15 protein-coding genes and 2 tRNA genes are annotated in these 22249 nt (G+C 32.6%); 6 read left to right on the top strand and 11 right to left on the bottom strand.

The window, feature by feature from the left end; translation table 11 throughout:
• Positions 1 to 115 precede the first annotated feature (115 nt).
• Together IPO86_02185 and IPO86_02180 are read left to right on the top strand one after the other, a co-directional pair.
• Entirely contained in the window at positions 116 to 2410 is a 2295-nt protein-coding gene (locus tag IPO86_02185) for a T9SS type A sorting domain-containing protein (protein ID MBK9726905.1), read from the top strand.
• Between the two features lie 121 nt (positions 2411 to 2531).
• A complete protein-coding gene (locus IPO86_02180; protein MBK9726904.1) occupies positions 2532 to 2912 on the top strand; it encodes a hypothetical protein in 381 nt (126 codons plus the stop codon).
• Positions 2913 to 3014: 102 nt separating this feature from the next.
• Here IPO86_02180 and IPO86_02175 read toward each other — a convergent pair.
• Positions 3015 to 3119, bottom strand: a tRNA-Met gene (locus IPO86_02175).
• Between the two features lie 206 nt (positions 3120 to 3325).
• Positions 3326 to 3399 (bottom strand) — tRNA-Ile (locus tag IPO86_02170).
• Positions 3400 to 3768: 369 nt separating this feature from the next.
• Between IPO86_02170 and IPO86_02165 the strand changes: the two genes are divergently transcribed.
• Positions 3769 to 4389: an HAD family phosphatase gene (locus IPO86_02165; protein MBK9726903.1), complete on the top strand. Its 621-nt coding sequence runs from the start codon at positions 3769 to 3771 to the stop codon at positions 4387 to 4389.
• On the top strand, positions 4389 to 4835 hold the full coding sequence (locus tag IPO86_02160) for a RecX family transcriptional regulator (GenBank protein ID MBK9726902.1): 447 nt from the start codon (positions 4389 to 4391) through the stop codon (positions 4833 to 4835). The genes IPO86_02165 and IPO86_02160 overlap by 1 nt, the downstream gene beginning before the upstream one ends.
• 134 nt (positions 4836 to 4969) lie before the next feature.
• On the opposite strand, the gene IPO86_02155 is transcribed toward IPO86_02160, so the two are convergent.
• The 9 genes from IPO86_02155 to IPO86_02115 all read right to left on the bottom strand — a co-directional run bounded on the left by IPO86_02155 (position 4970) and on the right by IPO86_02115 (position 20396).
• Entirely contained in the window at positions 4970 to 5077 is a 108-nt protein-coding gene (locus tag IPO86_02155; GenBank protein MBK9726901.1) for a hypothetical protein, read from the bottom strand.
• Positions 5078 to 5119: 42 nt separating this feature from the next.
• Positions 5120 to 6895, bottom strand: a complete 1776-nt coding sequence (locus IPO86_02150; protein ID MBK9726900.1) for a right-handed parallel beta-helix repeat-containing protein — start codon at positions 6893 to 6895, stop codon at positions 5120 to 5122.
• 126 nt (positions 6896 to 7021) lie between these two features.
• Positions 7022 to 11125, bottom strand: coding sequence for a gliding motility-associated C-terminal domain-containing protein (locus IPO86_02145; GenBank protein MBK9726899.1), 4104 nt, complete (start codon positions 11123 to 11125; stop codon positions 7022 to 7024).
• 218 nt (positions 11126 to 11343) lie between these two features.
• Entirely contained in the window at positions 11344 to 11892 is a 549-nt protein-coding gene (locus tag IPO86_02140; protein MBK9726898.1) for a cupin domain-containing protein, read from the bottom strand.
• Positions 11893 to 11963: 71 nt separating this feature from the next.
• Entirely contained in the window at positions 11964 to 12956 is a 993-nt protein-coding gene (locus IPO86_02135) for a cytochrome c (GenBank protein MBK9726897.1), read from the bottom strand.
• A gap of 380 nt (positions 12957 to 13336) precedes the next feature.
• Complete coding sequence (locus IPO86_02130; GenBank protein MBK9726896.1) at positions 13337 to 14332, bottom strand: M28 family peptidase; 996 nt, start codon at positions 14330 to 14332, stop codon at positions 13337 to 13339.
• A 26-nt stretch (positions 14333 to 14358) separates the two neighbouring features.
• Positions 14359 to 15840 (bottom strand): cysteine--tRNA ligase, encoded by a 1482-nt coding sequence (locus IPO86_02125; protein MBK9726895.1) that lies wholly within the window; start codon positions 15838 to 15840, stop codon positions 14359 to 14361.
• A 240-nt stretch (positions 15841 to 16080) separates the two neighbouring features.
• Positions 16081 to 17046, bottom strand: coding sequence for a methyltransferase domain-containing protein (locus IPO86_02120; protein MBK9726894.1), 966 nt, complete (start codon positions 17044 to 17046; stop codon positions 16081 to 16083).
• A gap of 1223 nt (positions 17047 to 18269) precedes the next feature.
• Positions 18270 to 20396: a T9SS type A sorting domain-containing protein gene (locus IPO86_02115; protein MBK9726893.1), complete on the bottom strand. Its 2127-nt coding sequence runs from the start codon at positions 20394 to 20396 to the stop codon at positions 18270 to 18272.
• A 268-nt stretch (positions 20397 to 20664) separates the two neighbouring features.
• On the opposite strand from IPO86_02115, the gene IPO86_02110 reads away from it, so the two are divergent.
• Positions 20665 to 21327 (top strand): hypothetical protein, encoded by a 663-nt coding sequence (locus IPO86_02110; protein MBK9726892.1) that lies wholly within the window; start codon positions 20665 to 20667, stop codon positions 21325 to 21327.
• A gap of 2 nt (positions 21328 to 21329) precedes the next feature.
• Positions 21330 to 22145: a 2,3,4,5-tetrahydropyridine-2,6-dicarboxylate N-succinyltransferase gene (locus tag IPO86_02105; GenBank protein ID MBK9726891.1), complete on the top strand. Its 816-nt coding sequence runs from the start codon at positions 21330 to 21332 to the stop codon at positions 22143 to 22145.
• Positions 22146 to 22249 lie beyond the last annotated feature (104 nt).

Genomic DNA, 22249 nt, shown 5'->3' with positions numbered 1-22249 from the left:
TGAATAGAAGGATAATTTGTTAAAAGTTTACCAAATATTGAATGCAGCATTTTTACTTCTTATGGAGTCTTATTTTATAAAAACATAGTCTAGTTAAAAAACAAATCAGAATATTATGAATAATCGGTTCTTATTGAAAGCTAGTTGTATTCTTTTGTCTACTTCAGTTTTCGCGCAGGAATTTGATTGGAATAAATCATTAAAAGGAACTGGAGAAATAGGAGGTAATGCAATCGCTGTTGATAGTTCAGGAAATATTTATACAAGTGGTTTTTTTACAGAGACTGCAGATCTTGATCCAGGACCTGGCACTCAAAATGTGACTGCAAAAGGTGATTATGGAGATGCATTTATTTCTAAAATGGATTCTAAGGGTAATTTGGTTTGGGTGAAAGTTTACCCACAAAGTGATGACCCTGACGATATTCAGCTAATTGGAGACAAAGGTTACATCTATGCAACAGGGGGATCATTCGATGGAAAAATGTTAATCAGTAAACTGGATTTAGATGGTAATGAACTTTGGGTTGGTAAAATTGGTGGGCCAAGCCAAATTGGTTCAGCATCAATTACGGCAGATAGTTTAAGTAACATATATATCACTGGTCAATTTAGAGGAAAGGTTGATTTTGATTCTGGTCCAGGAGTATTTACCTTAAGTCCAACAGGAAGCTCAAAAGCTAATATTTATGTCTTAAAACTTGATGTTAATGGAAAAATTATATGGGTTAAAGCTTTTGAAAGTGAATCTGCATGTCATGGTATAAGTGTTAAAGTAGATCTTAATAATAATGTATGTATTCTTGGGAATATAATTGGGCCAGTGGATTTCGATCCTGGGCCCGGAGTTTTTAAATTAAGTTCAAATGAACGACAATATGATGGATTTATTTGCAAATTAGATTCAAACGGAAAATTAATTTGGGCTAAGAACTTTGGAGGGAAAAAAATAGAATTCACAAGATATCTTGATTTAGATTCTAAGGGTAATTTATACTGCACAGGTTATTTTTATGATATTGCTGATTTTGATCCTGGTCCAGGAGTATATGAATTAACATGTTCAGGAAGAGATGATATTTTTATTTGCAAATTTAATAGGAATGGCGAACTACAATGGGCAAAAAAAGTAGGTGGAGTTGGTTCAGATATAAGTTGGTCTGTTAACGTAGATCAACATGACGATGTATTTTTAACTGGGTCTTTTGAAGTTACTTCTGATTTTGATAGTATTCCAGGGGCTCAAAGCTTAACCTCTTTTGGTAAAGCAGATATTTTTATATTGAAATTGGACTCTAATGGTCATTTTAAATGTGTAAAAAGAATTGGAGGAAAAGGATTTGATGCCGCATATGACATAAAAACAGATGCTAAGGACAATATCTATTTAACTGGAATTTTTCAAGATACTGTAGATTTTAATCCTGGTAATGGAATCTCCAATTTCATTAATTTTGGAATCACCAATTATTACTTATTAAAACTGAAATATTGTCAGCCTAATACCACGTATGATACAATATCAGCCTGTGATTCATATAAATGGATTGATGGTAAGACATATTCAGCGAGTTCCGACCAGATTACTATAAAGGCCAGGGATCCGGAATGTTGCGAACAAACAACTCATTTAAATCTGACAATAAATAATTCCTACAATAAGACCATTGTACAAACAGCATGTGATAGTGTTGTCATTTATGGAAAAAGTTATTATGAGAGCGGTACATTTCTTTTCATGAACCAAACTGCAGTCGGCTGTGATAGCAACACAACCTTAAACTTAATCATAAACAATGGAAGTGATACAATGATACAAAAAAGAGCATGTGAATTATTCGGTTTTAACGATCAAGTATATACCGTAAGTGGTAAGTTTTATCAAAAACTAAGAAATAGTCACGGCTGCGATAGCTTGATTGAAATTAATCTTATTATTGTAAATGTTGATACCAATGTATCCAATCTCCAAAATACTTTAATTGCATTGGATAGTGTCGCTACTTATCAATGGTTAGATTGCAATGATAATTTTAGTATCATTACTGGAGCAATACAAAAAACATTTACACCATTTAAAGATGGAAGCTATGCGGTTATTCTAAATTCACCTCCATGTATTGATACAACTACTTGTATACCTGTAGTATTAACTAGAACGGTTAATGTTAATTTAAACAATTTCTTAGTTTACCCCAATCCAACTGCATCGAACATAACAATAGAATCCAATTTAGAATTACCTTATAATATTAGGATTGAATACTTATCAGGTAGTTCATTACTAGAGTTTAAAAATGTTCATACAAGTAAGATGGTAATTCCTGTTGAAAATTATAATCCGGGTTTGTACAAAATTTCTATTCAGAATTCTAAACAGAAAATCAGTCGGAAATGGTTGAAGATATAATATTCTTATTTTTAAAACAAAAAACACCATACAAAAAGCATCAGTATTCACAAAATTATTCGAAATTAAATATCAAACCATTCAGGAGAGTGTATACTCACTCTCCTGACTTTTTAAATTTATGCGCGGAGTTTTATTAATTTGCATCTTACTCTTTTGTAGATTTTCTCTCGATGCTCAATTATATTTTAACAAGCATTATTCGGGAGACGGCGGATATTATTATTTCACATCATTAATCGAATGGCGCCAACAAATATTCATTTTAGCACATTTTAATGATCCTTCATTAAATAGTATTTACGGATCATCTGCAATTTTGACACTAAATTTAAATGGGGATTTGGTTTCAATAGATACAATTCGCCCAACCTTGAAACATTTTTTTGCCTGGCCAGAATCCCTTCAAATATTAGATGATAGTACTTTATTTTATGTAGCACATGATTCTAATTACTATCATGTAATGGAGTTTAATCCGGGTTCGAAAAAAACAAAATAAGAAGTGTTGCTTGTCCACTTGGCAGTTTAAGAGAAAAGGAGGCAAAAAAGGAGGCACAAAAAATTAACTAATTATAAATCAATTAATTAGAAGGGTTTTAAGTGGTCCCACCTGGGCTCGAACCAGGGACCCTCTGATTATGAGTCAGATTGCTCCCTGCCTGCCAAGTCTGCCAAGCAGGCAGGTAACCAGCTGAGCTATGGGACCAAAACAAAAAACAAGTTAAAGTTGAATTTCACATAAGTTATAAGAAACAAAAGAATTTTAAATGCAGGTTTATTGCATAGGTCTAATAGCCTAAATTTTTACCAATAAAAAAGAAATTTGGAGATAGAAAGCTAATTTATTATTTTATACAATTTAATCATGTCTCAAATGCGATTAAATATAAATAGTAAATTAAATTTGAAAAGTGGTCCCACCTGGGCTCGAACCAGGGACCCTCTGATTATGAGTCAGATGCTCTAACCAGCTGAGCTATGGGACCAAAACAAAAAACGATTAAATAATAATATTGAATGAGTGTTGTTTTAATAAAAATTAAGGAGTCAGATGCTCCCTGCCTGCCAAGTCTGCCAAGTAGGCAGGTAACCAGCTGAGCTAAGGGACCAATTAAATAACCACCTTAAAAAAGCCATAAAAAATTTAAGATCGCTGCTGTTTTCATGCTAGTTTACTTCTCGAGAAGATTCATAAAGCATTTGTTTTAAGCAGATTGTACCAAAAACTAATTACAGTTAATTTGGTTCTTAAATTTTATGGAAATATAAACAAACATAATATTACCAACAATATTTGTTGGATTCTTCGTTAAGAGTGGGCAAAATTACATATTTGCGCTATTGAAACAACAAAAATGATAAAAAATATCATATTCGATTTTGGGAATGTTTTATTAAATCTTGATGAAAATGCCACGATGGATGCATTAACATCCATTTTAGATAGCTCAAAATGTCTCGATCTTGATAAAATGGTCTTTTTTCCATTTGAAAAAGGCCTAATTTCAGAAGAAGCTTTTTTTCATAGGCTTCAATCAAGATCTAAAATTATACTTCAGGGTGATATCTATTATGCTGCCTGGAATGCAATGCTACTCGATTTTCCTGAAAAAAGAATCCAAATGCTAAAAGCATTAAGAAACCAATACAAGATCTTCTTATTGAGTAATACAAACATTACCCATCTGCGAAAAGTAAAGCGAAACTTTGAAAAGGAAATTGGACTTCTTGAATTTGATAAACTTCTATTTGATAAAGCTTATTTTTCACATGAAATTGGAATGCGAAAACCAGATTTGGAAATCTATCAATATATTGTTGAGGATATGAAGCTAATTCCTTCGGAATGTTTGTATATTGATGATAAAATAGAAAATACAGTAGCAGCCGGTAATTTTGGTATGCATGTACATCATCTTCAGCCAGCTCAGGAAATATCAGAGATTATTCAAGATCTTATCAAAAATGTCAATTGATGTATTCTACAAAAGATGTATTATTGAAAAAACTTCAACATTATTGTGCGTATCAGGATCGTTGTCAGTTTGAAGTCGAACAAAAATTAAAACAGTTAGGTGCAGATCAGGAATATGCGGATCAAATATTCATGGATTTGATTCGAGATGATTATTTAAATGAAGAACGATTTGCTAAAGCCTATGCGCGTGGTAAATTTAGAATTCATCATTGGGGTAGAAATAAAATTATTGCACATTTAAAATCAAAGTTTATTTCAGCACCCTTAATAAAAATAGGAATTCTCGAAATCAATGAAGAAGATTACCTTGCTGAATTAGATAGGCAAATAAAGAAAGCATTCCAGGAAAAAAAAGATATTCATAAGACCATTCAATTTTTAATAGGAAAAGGATATGAAAGCGAACTGGTATTTGAAAAAACTGCAGACCTTAAGAAGCTTTAAAATAGACTCTCTTTGAGAACAATTTTTTTAATTTTATACGTCATATATCCTTTTGTCCTATCTTTTATTTCAAAAAACGGAGCATGTTCTAATAATGTTCATTTTTGATATAGAATAGTTCAATTATCATTTCATTAAATTACCGAATCTTCACATTCACTTTTTACGTTCAGTTTTTTTAATATATCTTCAAGTAGACACCATTTTGTAAGTGCAGATTGGAATAAATTAATAGCTACCAATAGAGCGATATATAAAAAGGAGTTAATTTTTTATTTTCAATCTTATTGTTTTATAATTTTATCTATTCTAATTTCATTATTTAAATGGACAAAAATTATATAGACCCCAGTATTTAAATTTTCAAGATTGCATTTTGTTGTTAAATTACAATTTGTAATTTCTAAAGCGACGCTACCAGATAAATTAAGGAGTACTATTTTTTTAGGTATTTCATCAGCAATTGAAATACTTAGTTCGTTTTCTGTCGGATTTGGATAGATAGAGAAGCCCACACTAGGATTAATGTTGGTTTTTATATTTACAACACAACAATATTCGTAAGGTCCAATATCCATTGCTGCACCGTTTATACCATCACCATCCAAGGGCCTTGACAAGCCATCCAAATCAAATGAAACGGTATTGTTGAGATTCAATCCTCTATCAATAGCAAGAATACTTGTTGGTGTTAAATGGAAATCTGTAGGTGGTGCTACAAAATTTGGATTTCCATGCTGACCATTTAATTCTTGATTTGTATAAACTGCCCGGAATGTCGGAAGCGTTTTAAAAGCTGTGGTTCCAATGGTCAATAAGGTGTTGCTTAAGACTGGAAAATAATACAAATTGTGATCTAAGCTGATTCCATTTAATCCAGTATTTGAAATAAAACCAAGCAAAGAGTGGTTGTTATTTACTGTGTTTTTATAAAAAATATTGTTCTTTATTTGAAGATTTATTGGATTGATCGCATTTGTTAGAAAGAGCGCCGCTTGATTATTGCCAGTATGAACCAGATTATTATAGAAATAGACGTCCTTTATAGGGCCGTTATCAGAAATAAATACCTGTGACGGGAAAATATTATTCCGAATAATAATATTTTCACTAAGCAATGTTTGCGTACCAGATTCAGAGCTGATTCTCAATCCCTGAGGTGAATTGTAAATGATATTGCCTTCTATAATTACATTTTTAGTTCCGGAAGATTGATCTCCACCAACGTGAATGGTGTGAATATACATATCATGAATCCTATTATTTTTAATTAATAGATTTGTGGAAGCGCGTAATTTAAGTCCGTCATCAGCATTTTTAATTTCATTTCCTTCAAAAATTACATTATTGGATTGACTAATATAGACACTATGAACAAAGAAGCTGCCGCAACCATTGCTATCTAAAACATTATTTTTAAAATTTACATCATTGGCAGCCGAAAATATGCCATGACCTTGATTCATATTTCCATTTTTTTCAATCAGACAATTTTCTACAAGAATATTTTGCTGATATAAAATCATTCCATTTTGACAACCCATAATATGCAGGCTATCTAGTATAATATGATGCGGTTTTAGGCTATAAAAACTTTCATTTATATAAACACCAGTAGGCCTGTTTCCAATGGCAGCAGTAGTTGTAAGTGATAAGTTTTGAAATTTTAAATAAGAAGATTCTTTATTTGAGGATCCTCTGCAAAGCAGAATTTCTCCTGGGCTTGTTTTATTAATGATTGGTTTCTTTCCGAGTCCATATGCAGAAATGATAATGTAGTTTGAAGCTGTTCCCTGGGCAGCACCAACAGCGATACCATTGGTTCCAGACCATCGGTCACCGCGGCGAAGAAGAATGCTATCACCAGGTTTTGCAAGATTATCCAGGAGGGTATTTAAAGCTATAAGACTTTTTTTAGGACCATCAGTATTATTGCCATTCGGTACTGGAAATCTTCCACTCCAGGAATCATTGCCAAGACTTTCAGAAAAGTAGTAATTGGTAGCGTATGTTATATATGACAAAAACATACAACATAAGAAAATGCATTTTATTTTCATAGTGATTCTTTTAAAAAAGTTAATTTAAATTTTGTAATTTTATTTTTTGAGTATTGTACTATCTAATTATTATGTTTGGATAACAGAGAAAAAGCATTTATGAATTGAAATACAATGGATCAACAATTATCTAATTAAACTTACATCTCCTATTAATACCTGATCGTTTCCTTTTTCAAATTCAACAATTCCATAATATACATACACTCCTGGTAAACAGTTTTTATCTTTAGATCTTCCATTCCAGCCTTGTTCTAATTCATTGGCTAAAAAATTTTGTTTTGAAAAAACTTTTTCGCCCCAGCGATCATAAATTTCTAAGAGTCGTATGCTTTTTGCATTTCCAAAAAAACTAAAGATATCATTGATATTATCACCATTTGGAGAAAATGCATTTGGTGCAAATATTTTATTGTCAAACACTTTTATATTAATGGAGTCTAATGCTGTGCATCCATCCTCATTGATAATATTGCAATATATTTTTAATGAGTATTCAGGAATGAGTAAAGGATTGGTACAATTTAAGCAAGATAATGACTGCGAACTGATCCAATCAATAATTGTATATGAGCCTTGAATTATAGCCGATAACTGGATCTGTTCTCCTTTTAGAATTTCTAGGTCAGGTCCAAGATCTATGAATGGAATTTCGGGACTTTTAATTTCAATCAAGGTGTCTGAAATGCATCCAAGGCTATCTTTAATATAGAGTAAATGTTGCCCACCAATTAAATTATTAATAACAGCTTGTGCATTAAAAATAATTCCATCTAAGGAATAATACAAGGGTGGATTTTTAGTAATTACTGTTTTAAATTCAACAGATCCTGTTTTAATTTGTGGGTCACATGGAAGATGCTGTATATTGAGTTGCCGGATTTCAGGAACTGCATGAATATGAATAAATAAGCTATCATCATATTTGCATCCAAAATCTTCTCCTTGCAAAATATAGAGATAGCTACCTGAAATTAAAAAGCTTGTGTTAATGGTGTTCCCCTGTATAAATGGACCAAGCCATTGATACTGCTTTGTAGTATCCTTTATGAACTGATTCAATACGAGCATTTGAGGATTGGAAATACAGAGTCTTAATACGGTATCCTGGATTAAATTTTTTGGTAAACAATCGGGAGATTTGCAATTATAAATATCGCTATTGATTGCAGAGCAAGGTCCGCTATCTTCAATTGTTAGTTGGATTCCGGCACTATCATTAAAAAACCTCTTTTTTATAAGATAAGTACTATCATTTATTAGCTGTCCAATATTGCCATTTAGAACTTTAATTTTATAATTCTTAACACGTTTTGTTGTACTCCATTTGAAAATAATGGTGGTATCTGTGGATTCACAAGTTAAATTTGGTTTTTGCAGTGGTGTCAACACTTCAATTTCTTTTAATTGTTGGTTAAAACATTTATAATTATTTAGTTTTAATAATAATTGTTTTTTACCTGGTGTTGCCCATTTAACTTCAAGTTCTCTATCTGCTTTTGTAAATTTAAAAATGCCATTATCTAAATTCCATAAAAAGGAAGATGAGTCTGCCCTATTTCCAATGAATTTAATTTGGATTAAAGAATCCTGACAAACAACACTATCCAAAGTAAAATCTGCTAATGGATTTTCGCGTACAATAATGGTCGTATTTCCCAAATACCTGCATCCATTTTGATTTAACAACACCTGGATTCTATGATTCCCTGGTCCTGCAATTGCAGGATGAAAGAGTCCAGAAATACTATCTATAATACCAGGTCCTCGCCAATTCCATATACCACCAATTTGGTTGGGACTTGTATTTGTATTCAATTGAATTGCAGTACTATTTGCATCTATACAAAGTGTATCAACCGGTATTATATCTACAATAGCGGATGGACAAGTTTTAGATTGACATTCAATTTCAGCTATTTGTTCAATACAATATGGATTTGATGACCGGATTCTTATTTTAATAGTTTGACCCCGGTTTAAATTATAAAAATAGATACTGGTATCTGAAAGTCTGTTAAAAGGTCCTCCTAGAATGGTGTCAATCTTATATGTTTCACCGGTATAAAAAGGCCAACTAAATAGAATGCTACTATCGGTTGCAAAACAATCAATTATTGGAACAATAGGTTGTGGATGAACTTGAATGAAAGTACAAAATGTATCCCTGCAAAACAAGCGGTCACTGCGCAAGCAAATTTGATGAAATCCGGTTTCTTTTACCAGCTGATAATATGCATTTGCTGTACTGTTTATTTGAATTTCATTCGTGTCGTATTTAAAAAAATAATGTTCCAAACTATCGGATGTTGGTATCAAAAGACTTAATTGCATGCTATCATCCAGACAATAGTCTGTTTTATTTAAAGTAAAAGTTGCTGAAGGCTTTGGTTTTATAATTATTTTAAAATTTGTAAAATCAGGACAACTTGCTTTTTCAGGGTAAATATAAAATGTAGTGTCTTTTAAATATACAGATTTTAAATTTTTTAATATGCAATTGGAATCTGGTATCGAACAAGAATAAAAAACTGGATTACCAATTGGGTTACCTTCTTTTGTAAAAGCTAAGGTTGATAGATCTAATTCTTCGCCTAAGCAGATAGAAACGTCCGTTATATGAAATCGATCTATAGCATTTATTTTTATAGGCAGTGCGATAATGTCTTCACAAGTTCCATTACTTGCTTTCAAATAAATTGTAGTGTCCTTTTGTAATATAAGAAAGTTACTGTCGATTCTCGAATGCTGTGTGCAGGAATCATTGAAATAAAAACTATAAGTAGCATTGGTATTGTTCTGATCCAAAAATGAAATTGAAGAAAGATAAATAGTATCATTTAAACAGAACTTCAATGAGTCCAGCAACAATAGATCCGGAAAATTCCGAGATCCTTTTACGATAATAGAATGTGCAGATGTGCAAGAATATATAGAATCTAAGGTATAGATAATTTGAAGAGTGTATTCACCAGCTTGTGTAACTTCAAGTTGAGATGTTAAGCTTAGAGTATCTTTTTTAATCGTTGTCCAGAGGTAGCTTAAGGTTCCATTAATTGGATATTGAGAAGAATCTGCATATAGGATTGCAAGTGTATCAATACAAGAAATGTCGTTGGTTTTATTGGGTATCGAAATGAGTTTCGAATATTTTAAATTGATAAATACGGTAGAATCGCAAAAGGGAGTTTGTTTAGAAGTGAAAAGCAGTTTGTAAATACCTGAACTATCAAATTTTCTCTGTCCAAATTTAAGACTATCTGGAAAACAAAGAAAGGTATCTAAATGTGTTTCCAGTAATTCAAGTTCTTCAACGACTACCGTAATATTGCTATCACATCCATATTTATTTTTGAAAAAATAATCCCAGGTACCGGCGGTAAGAAAAACATTATTGAATTTATAGCTTTCACCAAAACACACATAGAAAGGACCATATTCCGTCAGAGGACTATCGTCCCCGATTTCGACATCAAGACAAACTTCATTGCCGGTATGGCATTCATTACTACCCTGAACACAAATCTTCCCAATTCCGGGTTGGTCCCAGGTAACTTGTGCCAAATTGTCTTTTGAAAAATTAAGTGTTCCATTTTCCACACGCCAATCATAAGCGCAGGCACCTAAAATTTGAGCAATGTTATAATCGACCGTTTCGCCTTTGCACACTAATTTTTTGCCTATAATTTTTGCCGTAGTATTTGGTACAGGAGCCATTGCGGATCCAGCGGTCACTGCAAAATCTACATTGCAGGAATTAGGACCATTGCCATCAAAAACTAAATAGTAGATGCAACCTATTTTCAGCGCTTCTGTAGTAGAAAATGGCCAGGTTTGATTCGCAAACATATTTGTATTGCAATTGCTCACCAACCTAAATGTCTGACAATCATCAGAAGCATATACACCCATTTCTACTCCATTTGCCTGGGTACAATTAGAAACGGTCACGTTAAAACTTAAATTTGCTGAACCCGCTATAAAAGCCAGCCATTGCATACTGTGCTGCACCTGGGTGCAATAGCCGGGAGGTGCCTGGCCTACTATTGTGTTTGTGGTTCTTGCAGAGGCTCCATTTAAATCACAAACCAAGCAGGCATCAGAACATATATTTGAAAGTTGGACTGGGTTGGAACCGCATTTGGTATGTCTTTGAGCAAAAAGCGAACTACTACCGATAAGAAAGATCAAATCGAACAAGATGTAAATTCGCCAGAGGATTGATGGCATACTACAAATATAAGAAATTACAGGTAGTTTACATTTAGTTCTTTCTTAAATTAAATTGCTGTAAAAATTAATTGGTGACCACTACGTAACAAGATGTTGTGTTGCTTTTTTGTTAGCATAGCGTAGCATTAAATTTTATTTTTAGAATAAATTTAGGCAATTCCATTTATTAAGATTCAATATTGCATTTAATTTGAACTTATTTTAATTTGAATTTCTTATAATGGTTTTGTCGCATTTTTAAATTTTTTATATTTACCAAATAGGATTCCTAAAGTATAAATTATTGGCAACAATATTTTTTTAACAAAAGCTGGCATTTCAGGCATACCATATTCTCTTCGATATTTTATTAATAAATAGGCAGCATCAAATATTTCCGGTTTGTTTGTTCCGGATTTTCGCTGCGCAGTATATAAAGTATCAAGAAAAAAAATAATGCTGTTTGCAGGTTTTATCCAGCCATCGATAATAAGTTCATTGTCTCCAATATTCCAGAATCGATGCGGGATCGTTCTATAAAAAGTAACAGATTGTCCAACGGTATAAATGACTGGTTCTTGTCCCATTATTTGACAAGCTACGCTTCCTTTGACGATTGTAAATCCTTCATCCTGTAAATAATGCACATGCATAGCAGGTCCTGCATTTGGAGTACAATAGCCTTCTAAATGAACGATATCTCCATCTGATTCTTTTATTATTTCTTTAAAAATAATTTTTTCGCCTTGTCCGCTTTCTATTGTCAGTGGTAATTTATATTCCATGTTTAACATATTAAATGAGTATATCAATTATTATAGAGTACTAAAGTAAGGCTGTTTAAATTTTAAGAGAATTAATTTGAAGATGTTATTGCGGTATTTATAACCGTTTTTTCAATTTTATTTTCTACGGCTTCTAAAGAATTTAAATAGCGATAAATTGCTTTCAATTCCAGTTCATTCATTCTTGAAAAAGAACCCCAGGGCATAGGACTTCCTTTATGTACACGACCTGCTTTAAATCTGGCTACAAAAGCTTGTTCACTCCAATCTGCTATAATTCCTGTATTTGCATGTGGTGTTAGGTTTGGAGAAATGAAGGTTTTGCCATCACTAAATTTATCAGCTTCAAATTCCATACCACCGGCAAAAGGTTTACCAATAAATTCACCTGTTTTTAAATTGCGTTGTGTATGACAGCCAAAACAATCGGCTATATTGTTTGCAAGATATTTTCCGTATTCTATTGTGCTATCCATAGTGATTGATTTTAAAGGAATTGCTTTTGTGCCATCCGGTTTCATAACATGTAATGCCATTAATGCTTTACCAATAAAGCTTAATTCACTCCTTTTGACTTCATGTTTAACAGGAGTTTGTGTTCTTAAGAATGAAATAATTGCAGTTAAATCATCATCACACATTTCTGCAAAAGGCATAAATGGAAAAATACAACGATTGTCTGAACCTACCATATAACGCAGTGTTCGTGCAAGTTCTGCATCCGTTAATTTTCCAATTCCGGTTTCCGGATCTGGTGTAATATTAGGCGCTCGAAATGTACCTGGTGGAATTTTTAATTCCCATCCACCACTTAATGGTAGTAGGTTTCCATTTTCTACATCCATATATTTATCCATCGGAACATGACAGGTGCCACAATGCGCCGGACCATAGGCTAGGTATTTCCCCCGTGCAATAATGCTAGAATCTTTACTTGCTTTTATATCCGGATACGGTGCATCAAATTTTCGATTCCATGAGAATTGAACATAAGCCACTAAACAAAAAATTAGGAAAAGAAGCGTAAGTCCTATCCATTTAATAATTTTAACTGCTTTTTTCATAATAATACTATTTTGATCTATGAGTGAAATTTTATTCAATGATCAAAGGTATAGTTCTGGTGTAGGCTCATCCATCAGTATAGTAACTGAATTTGATACGCAGATTTGCGTAATTTAAAATTATAAGTTAAAAGACATTGAATTTAGCAGGAAACTTGTCAATAATTAAGAAGCTTTAATTTTGAAAGTGAACTGTTTAGAAAAAGACACTTGGTTTCCTTAAAACCAATCTATAAAGTGTTCAAGGGAAAAATTTTTACAAATAGAAATGAATAAAATGAAACGAAAGAAAATTTATTTAATTCATTCATTCATTCATTCATTCATTCAAATTTCATTTAGAATTTCAAATGAAAATGGACTCTTTGCAAATTTATTTTTTAAAGTCCTTCATTTTCCATATAAATTAACTTTGTCATCAATTTTCCGACCATTAATAAAGTATATGGATCAATGACGTCAATATTATCTTTTTGAGTATGGTGATAATGCGGAAATTTTTTTCCATCCGGGCGATTAATAATATCAATCATTGGAATTTTAGCAATGGTATTTACAAAATAATGATCGTCCGTTACACCGCCACCAGAAGCTCTTGGAAAAAAACTAGAGTAACCCATAGAGGCTGCTAATGACCAGACTTTTTCTACTATATCTTTGGCATAATAAACGGAGTAATCTTCAGTATAAAAACCAGGATTGGCACCACCTACCATATCTAACAATACACCATACATGGGTCGGTAGCCTGAAACATGAAGATTTGCAGACCAATATTGAGAACCGAGTCCCCAGGTTTTTAAATTATCTGTATTTGTTGCGGTACTTTCAGATCCATAATCTTCTAAATCAAATAATACGAAATCTACCCCTATACCAGTTAATGTTTGTGTTTGTATTATTCGCGCTAGTTCTATTAAAACAGCGACTCCACTGGGTCCATCATCGGCACTTGGAAAGGATTTTTTTTGCATTTTCGGATCAGGATCTGCATCAGACCAAGGTCGCGTATCCCAATGTGCTGCCAATGTAATTCTGCGTTTCGCAGTGGGGTTGATTTGAGCAATAATATTATTGCCATTTAATAAAGTGCCATCAAACGCTTTTGCTTGAAATTTTTGTTGAATCACGTCGGCGCCATAAGCTGTAAATTTTTCTACATACCAGGCAGCACATTTTCTATGTGCTTCTGTATTTGGAATTCGCGGACCAAATAATAATTGTTGCCTTACAAATTGAAAGGCACTGTCTTTATTGAATGAAGGTAATTTGAGTTCTTCTTTTTTATTTGAAACAGTTTGCTTTTTAGCATCCTCTTTACAGTACATTGCAAGTAGAGACACCATCAAAAGAAAATATAAAATTCGGATATTCATTTTTGTTAATCTAGTTATTAAAAAAATCAAGAACGCATCCATTCGGTTCCTTCTTTACCATCTTTGAGCTGTATACCGGCTGCTTTTAACATATCTCTGATTTTATCAGAACTTCCCCAATCTTTATTTTCCCTTGCTGTTTTTCGAAGTTCAATAATCAATTGCATTAATCCATCCAAGGTACTGCTATCAGCATTTTGATTTTCATCTTTTAAGCCAAATATATCAAACACAAAAACTTGAAAATGTTTAATAAGAGCACTCCAGCAAGCGATAGAAATACTAGCTGCCGGGATATGTCCATCTTTAACAGAATTCACTAAAGTGCACAATTCGAACAAGGAAGCTAAGGCTTTTGGAACATTAAAATCATCGTTCATGTCGGTGAAAGATTGGTCCATAAGAGCTTTAATTTCTGCATCTTTAGTTCCCGTTGTGGTTGCAAATTCTGCCGAAAACTGATGCAAAATTTTTACAGTTTCCAAAAGGCGTTTAAATGCTTTTTCGGCTGCTTGTAAAGCATCGTCGGTGATATCTAAAGTACTGCGATAATGCGCCTGTAATGTAAAAAAACGGCAGACCATCGGCGAATAAGCCTTCGTAGTATGTATACTGTTTCCAGTAATCAATTCAGCGGGAGATATGGTATTGCCATCGCTTTTTGACATCTTTTTTCCATTCAGTAAAAGCATATTGGTATGCAACCAATAATTGGCTGGGGCATGCCCATTCGCACCTATATTTTGTGCGATCTCATTTTCATGATGTGGAAACTTTAAATCATTCCCACCTCCATGAATATCAAAAGTTTCACCTAGATATTTAGTACTCATTGCAGAACATTCCAAATGCCATCCTGGAAATCCAACCGACCAGGGTGAATTCCAACGCATAATATGTTCATCACCTGCTTTTATCCATAATGCAAAATCGGAAGGATGATTTTTTTCATCCTGATTTTTTAAATTGTCGCGTGATTCGGCTAAAAGATCTTCAACAACTCTACCAGATAATTTTCCATAGGGATGATCATCTTTAATAAATTTTACAGTATTAAAATAAACGCTGCCATTTTTTTCATAAGCATAACCGCGTTTTAAAATTTCCTGTACCATTTCAATTTGTTCTATGATATGACCCGTTGCACGGGGTTCTATACTTGGAGGCAGGTTATTAAACAAACGCATCATATCATGAAAGCCATTGGTATATTTTTGGGCGACTTCCATGGGTTGTAATTTTTCTAATCGGGCTCCTTTCATCATCCGATCTTCACCATCATCTAATAAATGTCCAACATCTGTAATGTTTCGGATGTATCGCACTTTAAAGCCCAAATACATTAGATATCGATAAATGACATCAAAAGAAATAAACGTACGGCAGTTTCCTAAATGTGCTTCATAATAAACGGTTGGTCCACATACATACATGCCAATCATACCGTCCAGGATAGGTTTAAAAACTTCTTTCTCTCCACGAAGGCTATTATATACCGAGATATTCATGGTGGCAAAGATAATAAAGATGCCGACTCATGCCAAAGCGTTCCGTATTCAGCGTTATTTATTATGCTAATTTTAACGAATTAAAAACAAAGTAAACTAGTATTATTTTATTTTAATTTATGAATACCACATGTTCTAAATTTTTCTAAGCACTTAGAACTTCGATTTGTTAACGAATTGAAAAAATAAATGATTTTTAGAAATTGTAAAAAACGTTTGAAAATATTTATTTAATGCCACTTAATAACTTGTTTCCAAATTAGCATAACGGCCGCTATAACAAGCTTCTTCTTCGTGCCAAAATATAATTTTTAAGTTATTTTGGGATATGAGTAATTTGACTTCTTCTTCTGAAAAACGTTTGGCATTACTGGGTGCATACCAATCATAGTTGGTTATTTTACTGAGATCATAACCCCATTCTGGATTCCAATAGCACTTTAAAAAGTTCCAATATATAAATCGTTGAATGTCGTAGGTCCCAGCTTTAATTCCTAAAAGCGGAATTTCAGGAGACTCAAAGCTTATCTGGAGGGCAGACAGCCGTTTTCCTAGTTCGGTAAGTTGTTCAGATAATTGCCAGATTTCTGCATCTGGTATGTTGTGTGTATTTGTCCTAAAGTAATCATCTATTAATTCACGAGGCAATGCTTTTTTTCTATAAAAATAACAAGCAAATTCTCCTTTATCTGAAAGTAAAGAAGAAAGATGTGCAAAAGTTGCCGTAGGATTTTCGGTATGCATAATGACCTGATCGCAAACAACAAAATCACAAACGCCTGCTTTTAGTGGCGTATTTGCAATATCTGATTGCAAAAAATACAAATTTTTAATATCCTTGTAATGTGCTGCTGCTAATAGGCAGGATTCAGATACATCAATTCCTAAAACGATAGCATGCGGTGCAAGTTGACTAAACCAAAACGATTTATAACCTAAACCACAACCCGTATCAATGATAAAGGATTTATTTTTTAAAAATGCTCTAAAAGTTTCAAGATCATTAAATCCATATAATTTCAGAAACCATTCATATTGTGTTTTGTGCAGTTTTTCAATATCTTCAAAATGATTTGCAGATTTCCACTTAGTATCAAAAGTTTCTTTTGTTTGCTGTTGATTAAATTCTAAATCTTGTTTTTTGGAACTGTCTATTAAAACATTGTGATTGACAAGCATTGGAATTTTAAAATAATCAAGAATCATATTTATAGTTTGATTTATGCAGATAGGAATTATTCATTATTTAAAAATTGTATGAGGCTTTCTCTGGTTTATATTTAGTAAAGCGCTCATTAATTGAAATTATGAATTCAAATGTAAACAGTTTAGATATGGATTTTAAAAGTAAAATGCAAAAATAGAAGATTGCTACTAATTTAGCTTGTAAATTTCAATTTAATATGAAAATTTTTCAACTATTTCAAAAAACAAATAGCTATGCATTAAACATCATTATTGGTCTAATTAGATATATTTCGCTGTATTTAAGTAGTAAAATTAAATTATTTTATTTGCCCTAAGCCTGGTGGTCGCACAAATGGAAGGCTATTATGAAATAATTCCTATAGTATGACTAGAATCCAAAAGGTTCAATCCTGCAAATTTTTGATTGACTAAAAATTAAAAATGCTGTCTGAATTTCAGGCAACATTTTTTTAGAATGTAATTTGTAATAAAAATTATCTCCATATTTTCATTTGATAATTAATTCTGGTCGAATTCCTCTGACTTGTCGTGAGCATCGGTAATTCTTACTCTGAATTTCTTGCCATTTTTAGGTTTGCCAAGTCCATCTGTATACACTGTTACATGAAATCTATTATTCATTAACTGCGTGGTTACACGAGTTGATTTAATAGGAACCCGAACCGAACCATCATAAACATACACTCGTGCAGTTCGTGAATCCTTTCCTGCGAGAGCATCCTCTACAATAGGAATCTGCAGAGACGGCTCTTTTGGTCTTGATCGGTCACTTTGGTAAGTGATTACAGCAGCAGGCTTTGCTCTTTCATAGCCTCCTTTCTGTGCAGAACCTCCTGACTCCGCAGAATCTGGAATGCGTATTTCAACCTGAGTCTACACTTCTGAACCCATTCCTAAAGCCAAAACAGATAGAAGATTAAATATTAGTTTTTTTATAATTAATGATTTGATATTTATATAGGATTTGTATTAATGTTTAAATATCCTTTTTTATTGATTTTGTTATCAAATTATAGAATTTATTTTTTACTTCTCATCTAGGTTTTTACTCTGCCTAACAAATGTATAACTTAGGCTTTAAGCTTATTTTATTCAGACTCACATTTTAGTTTAATAATGAATTTAATGGAATCAAGATGGTTATAACTATTGTATTTAATCAACTTCAGGGTTACTTTAGTTTAATTAAATCTTTGAATTTTCTAATCTTATTGAATGAATTAGTTTTCTAATATCAGTTTTTCAACTTGTATTTGATTTCCGGATTTAATTTTTAAAAAATAGATTCCATTTTTTAATTCAGAAAGTTTCCATTCGAAATGGTTTTCATTAGTATTTAATTCTTGTATTTTTATACTGTTGCCAGTGCTTGTAAATAATTGTAACTGGATTGGAAGTTCATTTTGTGGTCCGAAATGAAAATGGAGGGTTCCCAAAAATGGATTAGGGTATACAAGAATATTATTTTTTCTTAATTCTTTATTTTGAATAATGATATTGCAATTCTCTATGCTTATATTTTTAATTAAAAAACTATCCTGATAGGCTTCTTTCGGGGTAAGTTCACTTGTAAATTGAATAGCATCACAAAGATCACCAGCTTGTCTTGCAATAAAGTCCAAGGTGAAAATTATCTGATTTTGCGGTGCACTTATTTTAGCTGTGTTTGGCTCAATCCAACTTATTGGAATATAGCCGGCTTCTAAAAAATTGGTTCCTATATTCCGATTGTCCAGTGTTAGTATTGTAGAATGTATATTCTCAAACTTAAAACGCGTAGAATCAAATTTAAAAGTACCTTGAAAACCAACAATAGAGTCAAAACCAAAAGCATAAAAATCAATATGAATAGAATCTCCTTTAGCAAAATGCTGATTTTTGAATTTGAAAATTATGGAATCGGAACTCCATTGTAAGGGTTTATAATTTAAGGGCATGGAGTAGTCGTTTACATCGCCCATTTTTACAAGTCTGAAATCCACCCTTCTGTTGATACCAGCATTTAGATCAAGTGTTATTTCTTGAGGTTTACTATTTAATATGGTGGTATCTATTCTTACAGCAAATAATTTCCAAGGATTAGGAGAAATAAAACGATCCATATTTCCAACAATCAATTTTCGAATTTCAATTCCATCCGCTGCAGTTATAGTTGAGGAGTTGTTTACATCAGCAGCAATGCTCTGAAATGGATTTGTAAATGGTTCAAGACCTAAAATGTGTCTGGTAATTTTTAGGATATCATAGGTTGTAACATGATTTAAGGAATCTGAATCTTTATAAGCATTCAGCTCGTATTTGCGAATCGGTAAATCGCCAAATTTATAATCTTTGCTTGTTGTTTGTTGTTTATAAAGGAAATTGCCATTTATAAGATTCACGTGGACGATTGGACCTTCAATGCTGTCTTTCCCATCTAAGGAACATAGAATCATACCATTTATTTTACCATATTCTCGGATATCACAACAGATATCATCTGTGTCTGTAACAAGAATTGCAGTTTTACAATAATCAGTATTTCCTTCTACATCTTCAACCCAAAGTTGAATCTCAACCCAAAGAAAATCACAATTAACAGAAGCTATTAAATCATCGCAACAAACCGTTAAACTATCTTGATTAGGGTCACCATTAAAATAAAATTTCAATTTATCATGGTGTGTACAATTATCAAAACTTTTAGTATCAAAATCTTTTGCATAAATTGTAATACAACCTTGCGGTGTCATATTAAAACTGTCTACTTTAATTTTACACATTGGCGTAGGAGCTTTACAATCCAATATTTCAAATAACTGACATAAGACTGCTTGATTGCCACAGGTATCTGTAACCCACCAACAAATTTTGTGAACACCTAAAGGATATGTACCACTTCCATCTGTAATATTATTTGGATTACTGGCAAATGGATTATCGTTAAACATTGGAGTTTGTCCTTTTTCAAATTCTTTTATCATTAAGGAACCGACATGAATATCATATCCATTGTAAATACCAAGACCATCATTGTATAAATCAATTTTGTAGGTAAAACTCAAACAAGCGGATGGTGTTTGATTGTCATTTGCCTCCGCGGTTATTGATAAAAAAGAACTACAAGTATTCAGAACAGTGTCATATAATGCGGGGTTGCATGCACCCGTTTTAATAAGTAAAATTGGCTTGTCAGTATCTAAGCAAGGATCCTTTGAAAAGAGAAACGTATTGGCTTGCAATGGGATTATTGACAGGAAGTATGCTACCCATAAAAATCGCGAATAATTAATAATTTTATTTAAATGGAGTTTTAATAAGGGTAAGGTGTGAATTAAAAAACAAGAGTTCATAATTAGTGTATTCATTATTTAAAGATACTACTTTATAAACAAATTAAATATTTTTATGCACTGAATTTAAGCTGTGTTCGAAGTGAATTAAAGACTTTGATCCTCTAAAATTGAAAATGAAACCCCATTCTAACGAGCTTCCCCAAAGCCAAGCATAAGTTCTGTATTTGGTTTAAAATTATATTTGTATAAACTTGATTGTCAGGAATTAGTAAAAGAATTCTAGCTTGTTTTTAATGAGCTTGGATTCAAAAATTTCATATACCTTGCACTCGAATATTATATGAAAACCATTTCGCATATTTTTTCTTTTGTCTTTCACCCATTGTTGGTTTTATTTTATTCCTTATTTTTATTAATTTGTTTGAAGCCTCATTTATTTGGTGCTTTACATTGGCAGGATCAATCCTTATTGCTCATTTTGATTTTTATTTATACTTGTGTTGTGCCTGCAATTGGTTTTGTATTACTTAAATTTACAGGTTTTGTAAAAACTTTTCGCATGGAAGATCGAATGGATCGCTTTGGTCCATTAATTATATGTGCAATATTTTACCTATGGTTATGGGTTAATTTAAAATCGCAAGACCAGATCCCAAAGTTGATGATTGCTTTCATTTTAGCATCCATTCTTTCTATTTTTTTAGCTTTTGCATTGAATACAAAAATCAAAGTCAGTTTACATACGATTGCCTTTGGAGCTTTTGTTACATTCTGGATTATTCTTCGCTTTTATCATTTTGAAGATGGAATTTTACAATTCCGGTTTTTAAAATCGGGTGTATCCGCATTTCATGTGAATCATTTGATTGGTATTTCACTTGTTTTAGCTGGATTTATAGGTACTTGTCGACTTTATTTAAAAGCTCACGATGCTTCTGAAATTTATTTAGGTTATTTCGTTGGCATTTTTTCTACTATACTTGCATTTTCATATACGTTTTAAAAATGCAAGCAATCATAAATACCATTGAAAGTGCCTGGTTGGATCGCAGTTTATTGACAGACCCACAGGTAAAAACCCAGATTTTAGAAGTAATCGCAGCTTTAGACAGTGGCAAAATTCGAGTCGCAGAATACAGATCCGGAGAATGGATTGTTCTAGAATGGATTAAAAAAGCCATACTACTCTATTTTCCAATATCGGATAATAAATTGATTCAGGCAGGAGAACTAGAATTTTATGATAAAATTCCTTTAAAGACAAATTATCAGAGTCTTGGAATAAGGGCATTACCGGGTGCTATTGCCCGATATGGCGCTTTTATTGAACCGGGAGTAATCTTAATGCCAAGTTTTGTGAATATAGGTGCGTATGTTGGTGCCGGAACGATGGTTGATACCTGGGCAACCGTAGGTTCTTGTGCTCAAATTGGGAGAAATGTACATCTGGCTGGAGGAGTCGGTATCGGAGGAGTTCTCGAGCCTTTACAAGCAAAGCCAAATATTATAGAAGACAATGCGTTTATTGGTTCGCGATGTATTATAGTGGAAGGTGCTATTATTGGTCAGGAGGCAGTATTAGGTGCCAATGTAGTAATTACAGGATCTACCTATATTATTGATGTAACCGGATCAGAACCCATCCGTTATAAGGGCTATGTACCTCCAAGATCGGTAGTCATCCCGGGGTCGTATACAAAAGAATATCCAGCTGGAAACTATCAGGTTCCCTGTGCATTGATCATTGGCCAACGCAAAGAATCTACGGATAAAAAAGTAAGTTTAAATGAAACTTTAAGGGAATACAATATTTCAGCTTAAACCCTCTTTCATTTTTGTTGTTTTAGGAATAGATATACCCATTAATAATAATGGATCAGGGCCTGATATCAATAGAAAAACAGTTAAATTCAGGAACTGCTTCA

The sequence above is a fragment of the Saprospiraceae bacterium genome, from assembly GCA_016717265.1.
Taxonomy (GTDB): Bacteria; Bacteroidota; Bacteroidia; order Chitinophagales; family Saprospiraceae; genus Vicinibacter.
Note: the sequence above shows the minus strand (reverse complement) of the source record. Positions and strands in the feature narration are given on the sequence as shown.

Coding starts and splice junctions, on each gene's coding strand:
- IPO86_02185 (MBK9726905.1), top strand. CDS start 116: ATGAATAATCGGTTCTTATTGAAAGCTAGTTGTATTCTTTTGTCTACT.
- IPO86_02180 (MBK9726904.1), top strand. CDS start 2,532: ATGCGCGGAGTTTTATTAATTTGCATCTTACTCTTTTGTAGATTTTCT.
- IPO86_02165 (MBK9726903.1), top strand. CDS start 3,769: ATGATAAAAAATATCATATTCGATTTTGGGAATGTTTTATTAAATCTT.
- IPO86_02160 (MBK9726902.1), top strand. CDS start 4,389: ATGTATTCTACAAAAGATGTATTATTGAAAAAACTTCAACATTATTGT.
- IPO86_02150 (MBK9726900.1), bottom strand. CDS start 6,895: ATGAAAATAAAATGCATTTTCTTATGTTGTATGTTTTTGTCATATATA.
- IPO86_02145 (MBK9726899.1), bottom strand. CDS start 11,125: ATGCCATCAATCCTCTGGCGAATTTACATCTTGTTCGATTTGATCTTT.
- IPO86_02140 (MBK9726898.1), bottom strand. CDS start 11,892: ATGGAATATAAATTACCACTGACAATAGAAAGCGGACAAGGCGAAAAA.
- IPO86_02135 (MBK9726897.1), bottom strand. CDS start 12,956: ATGAAAAAAGCAGTTAAAATTATTAAATGGATAGGACTTACGCTTCTT.
- IPO86_02130 (MBK9726896.1), bottom strand. CDS start 14,332: ATGAATATCCGAATTTTATATTTTCTTTTGATGGTGTCTCTACTTGCA.
- IPO86_02125 (MBK9726895.1), bottom strand. CDS start 15,840: ATGAATATCTCGGTATATAATAGCCTTCGTGGAGAGAAAGAAGTTTTT.
- IPO86_02120 (MBK9726894.1), bottom strand. CDS start 17,046: ATGATTCTTGATTATTTTAAAATTCCAATGCTTGTCAATCACAATGTT.
- IPO86_02115 (MBK9726893.1), bottom strand. CDS start 20,396: ATGAATACACTAATTATGAACTCTTGTTTTTTAATTCACACCTTACCC.
- IPO86_02110 (MBK9726892.1), top strand. CDS start 20,665: ATGAAAACCATTTCGCATATTTTTTCTTTTGTCTTTCACCCATTGTTG.
- IPO86_02105 (MBK9726891.1), top strand. CDS start 21,330: ATGCAAGCAATCATAAATACCATTGAAAGTGCCTGGTTGGATCGCAGT.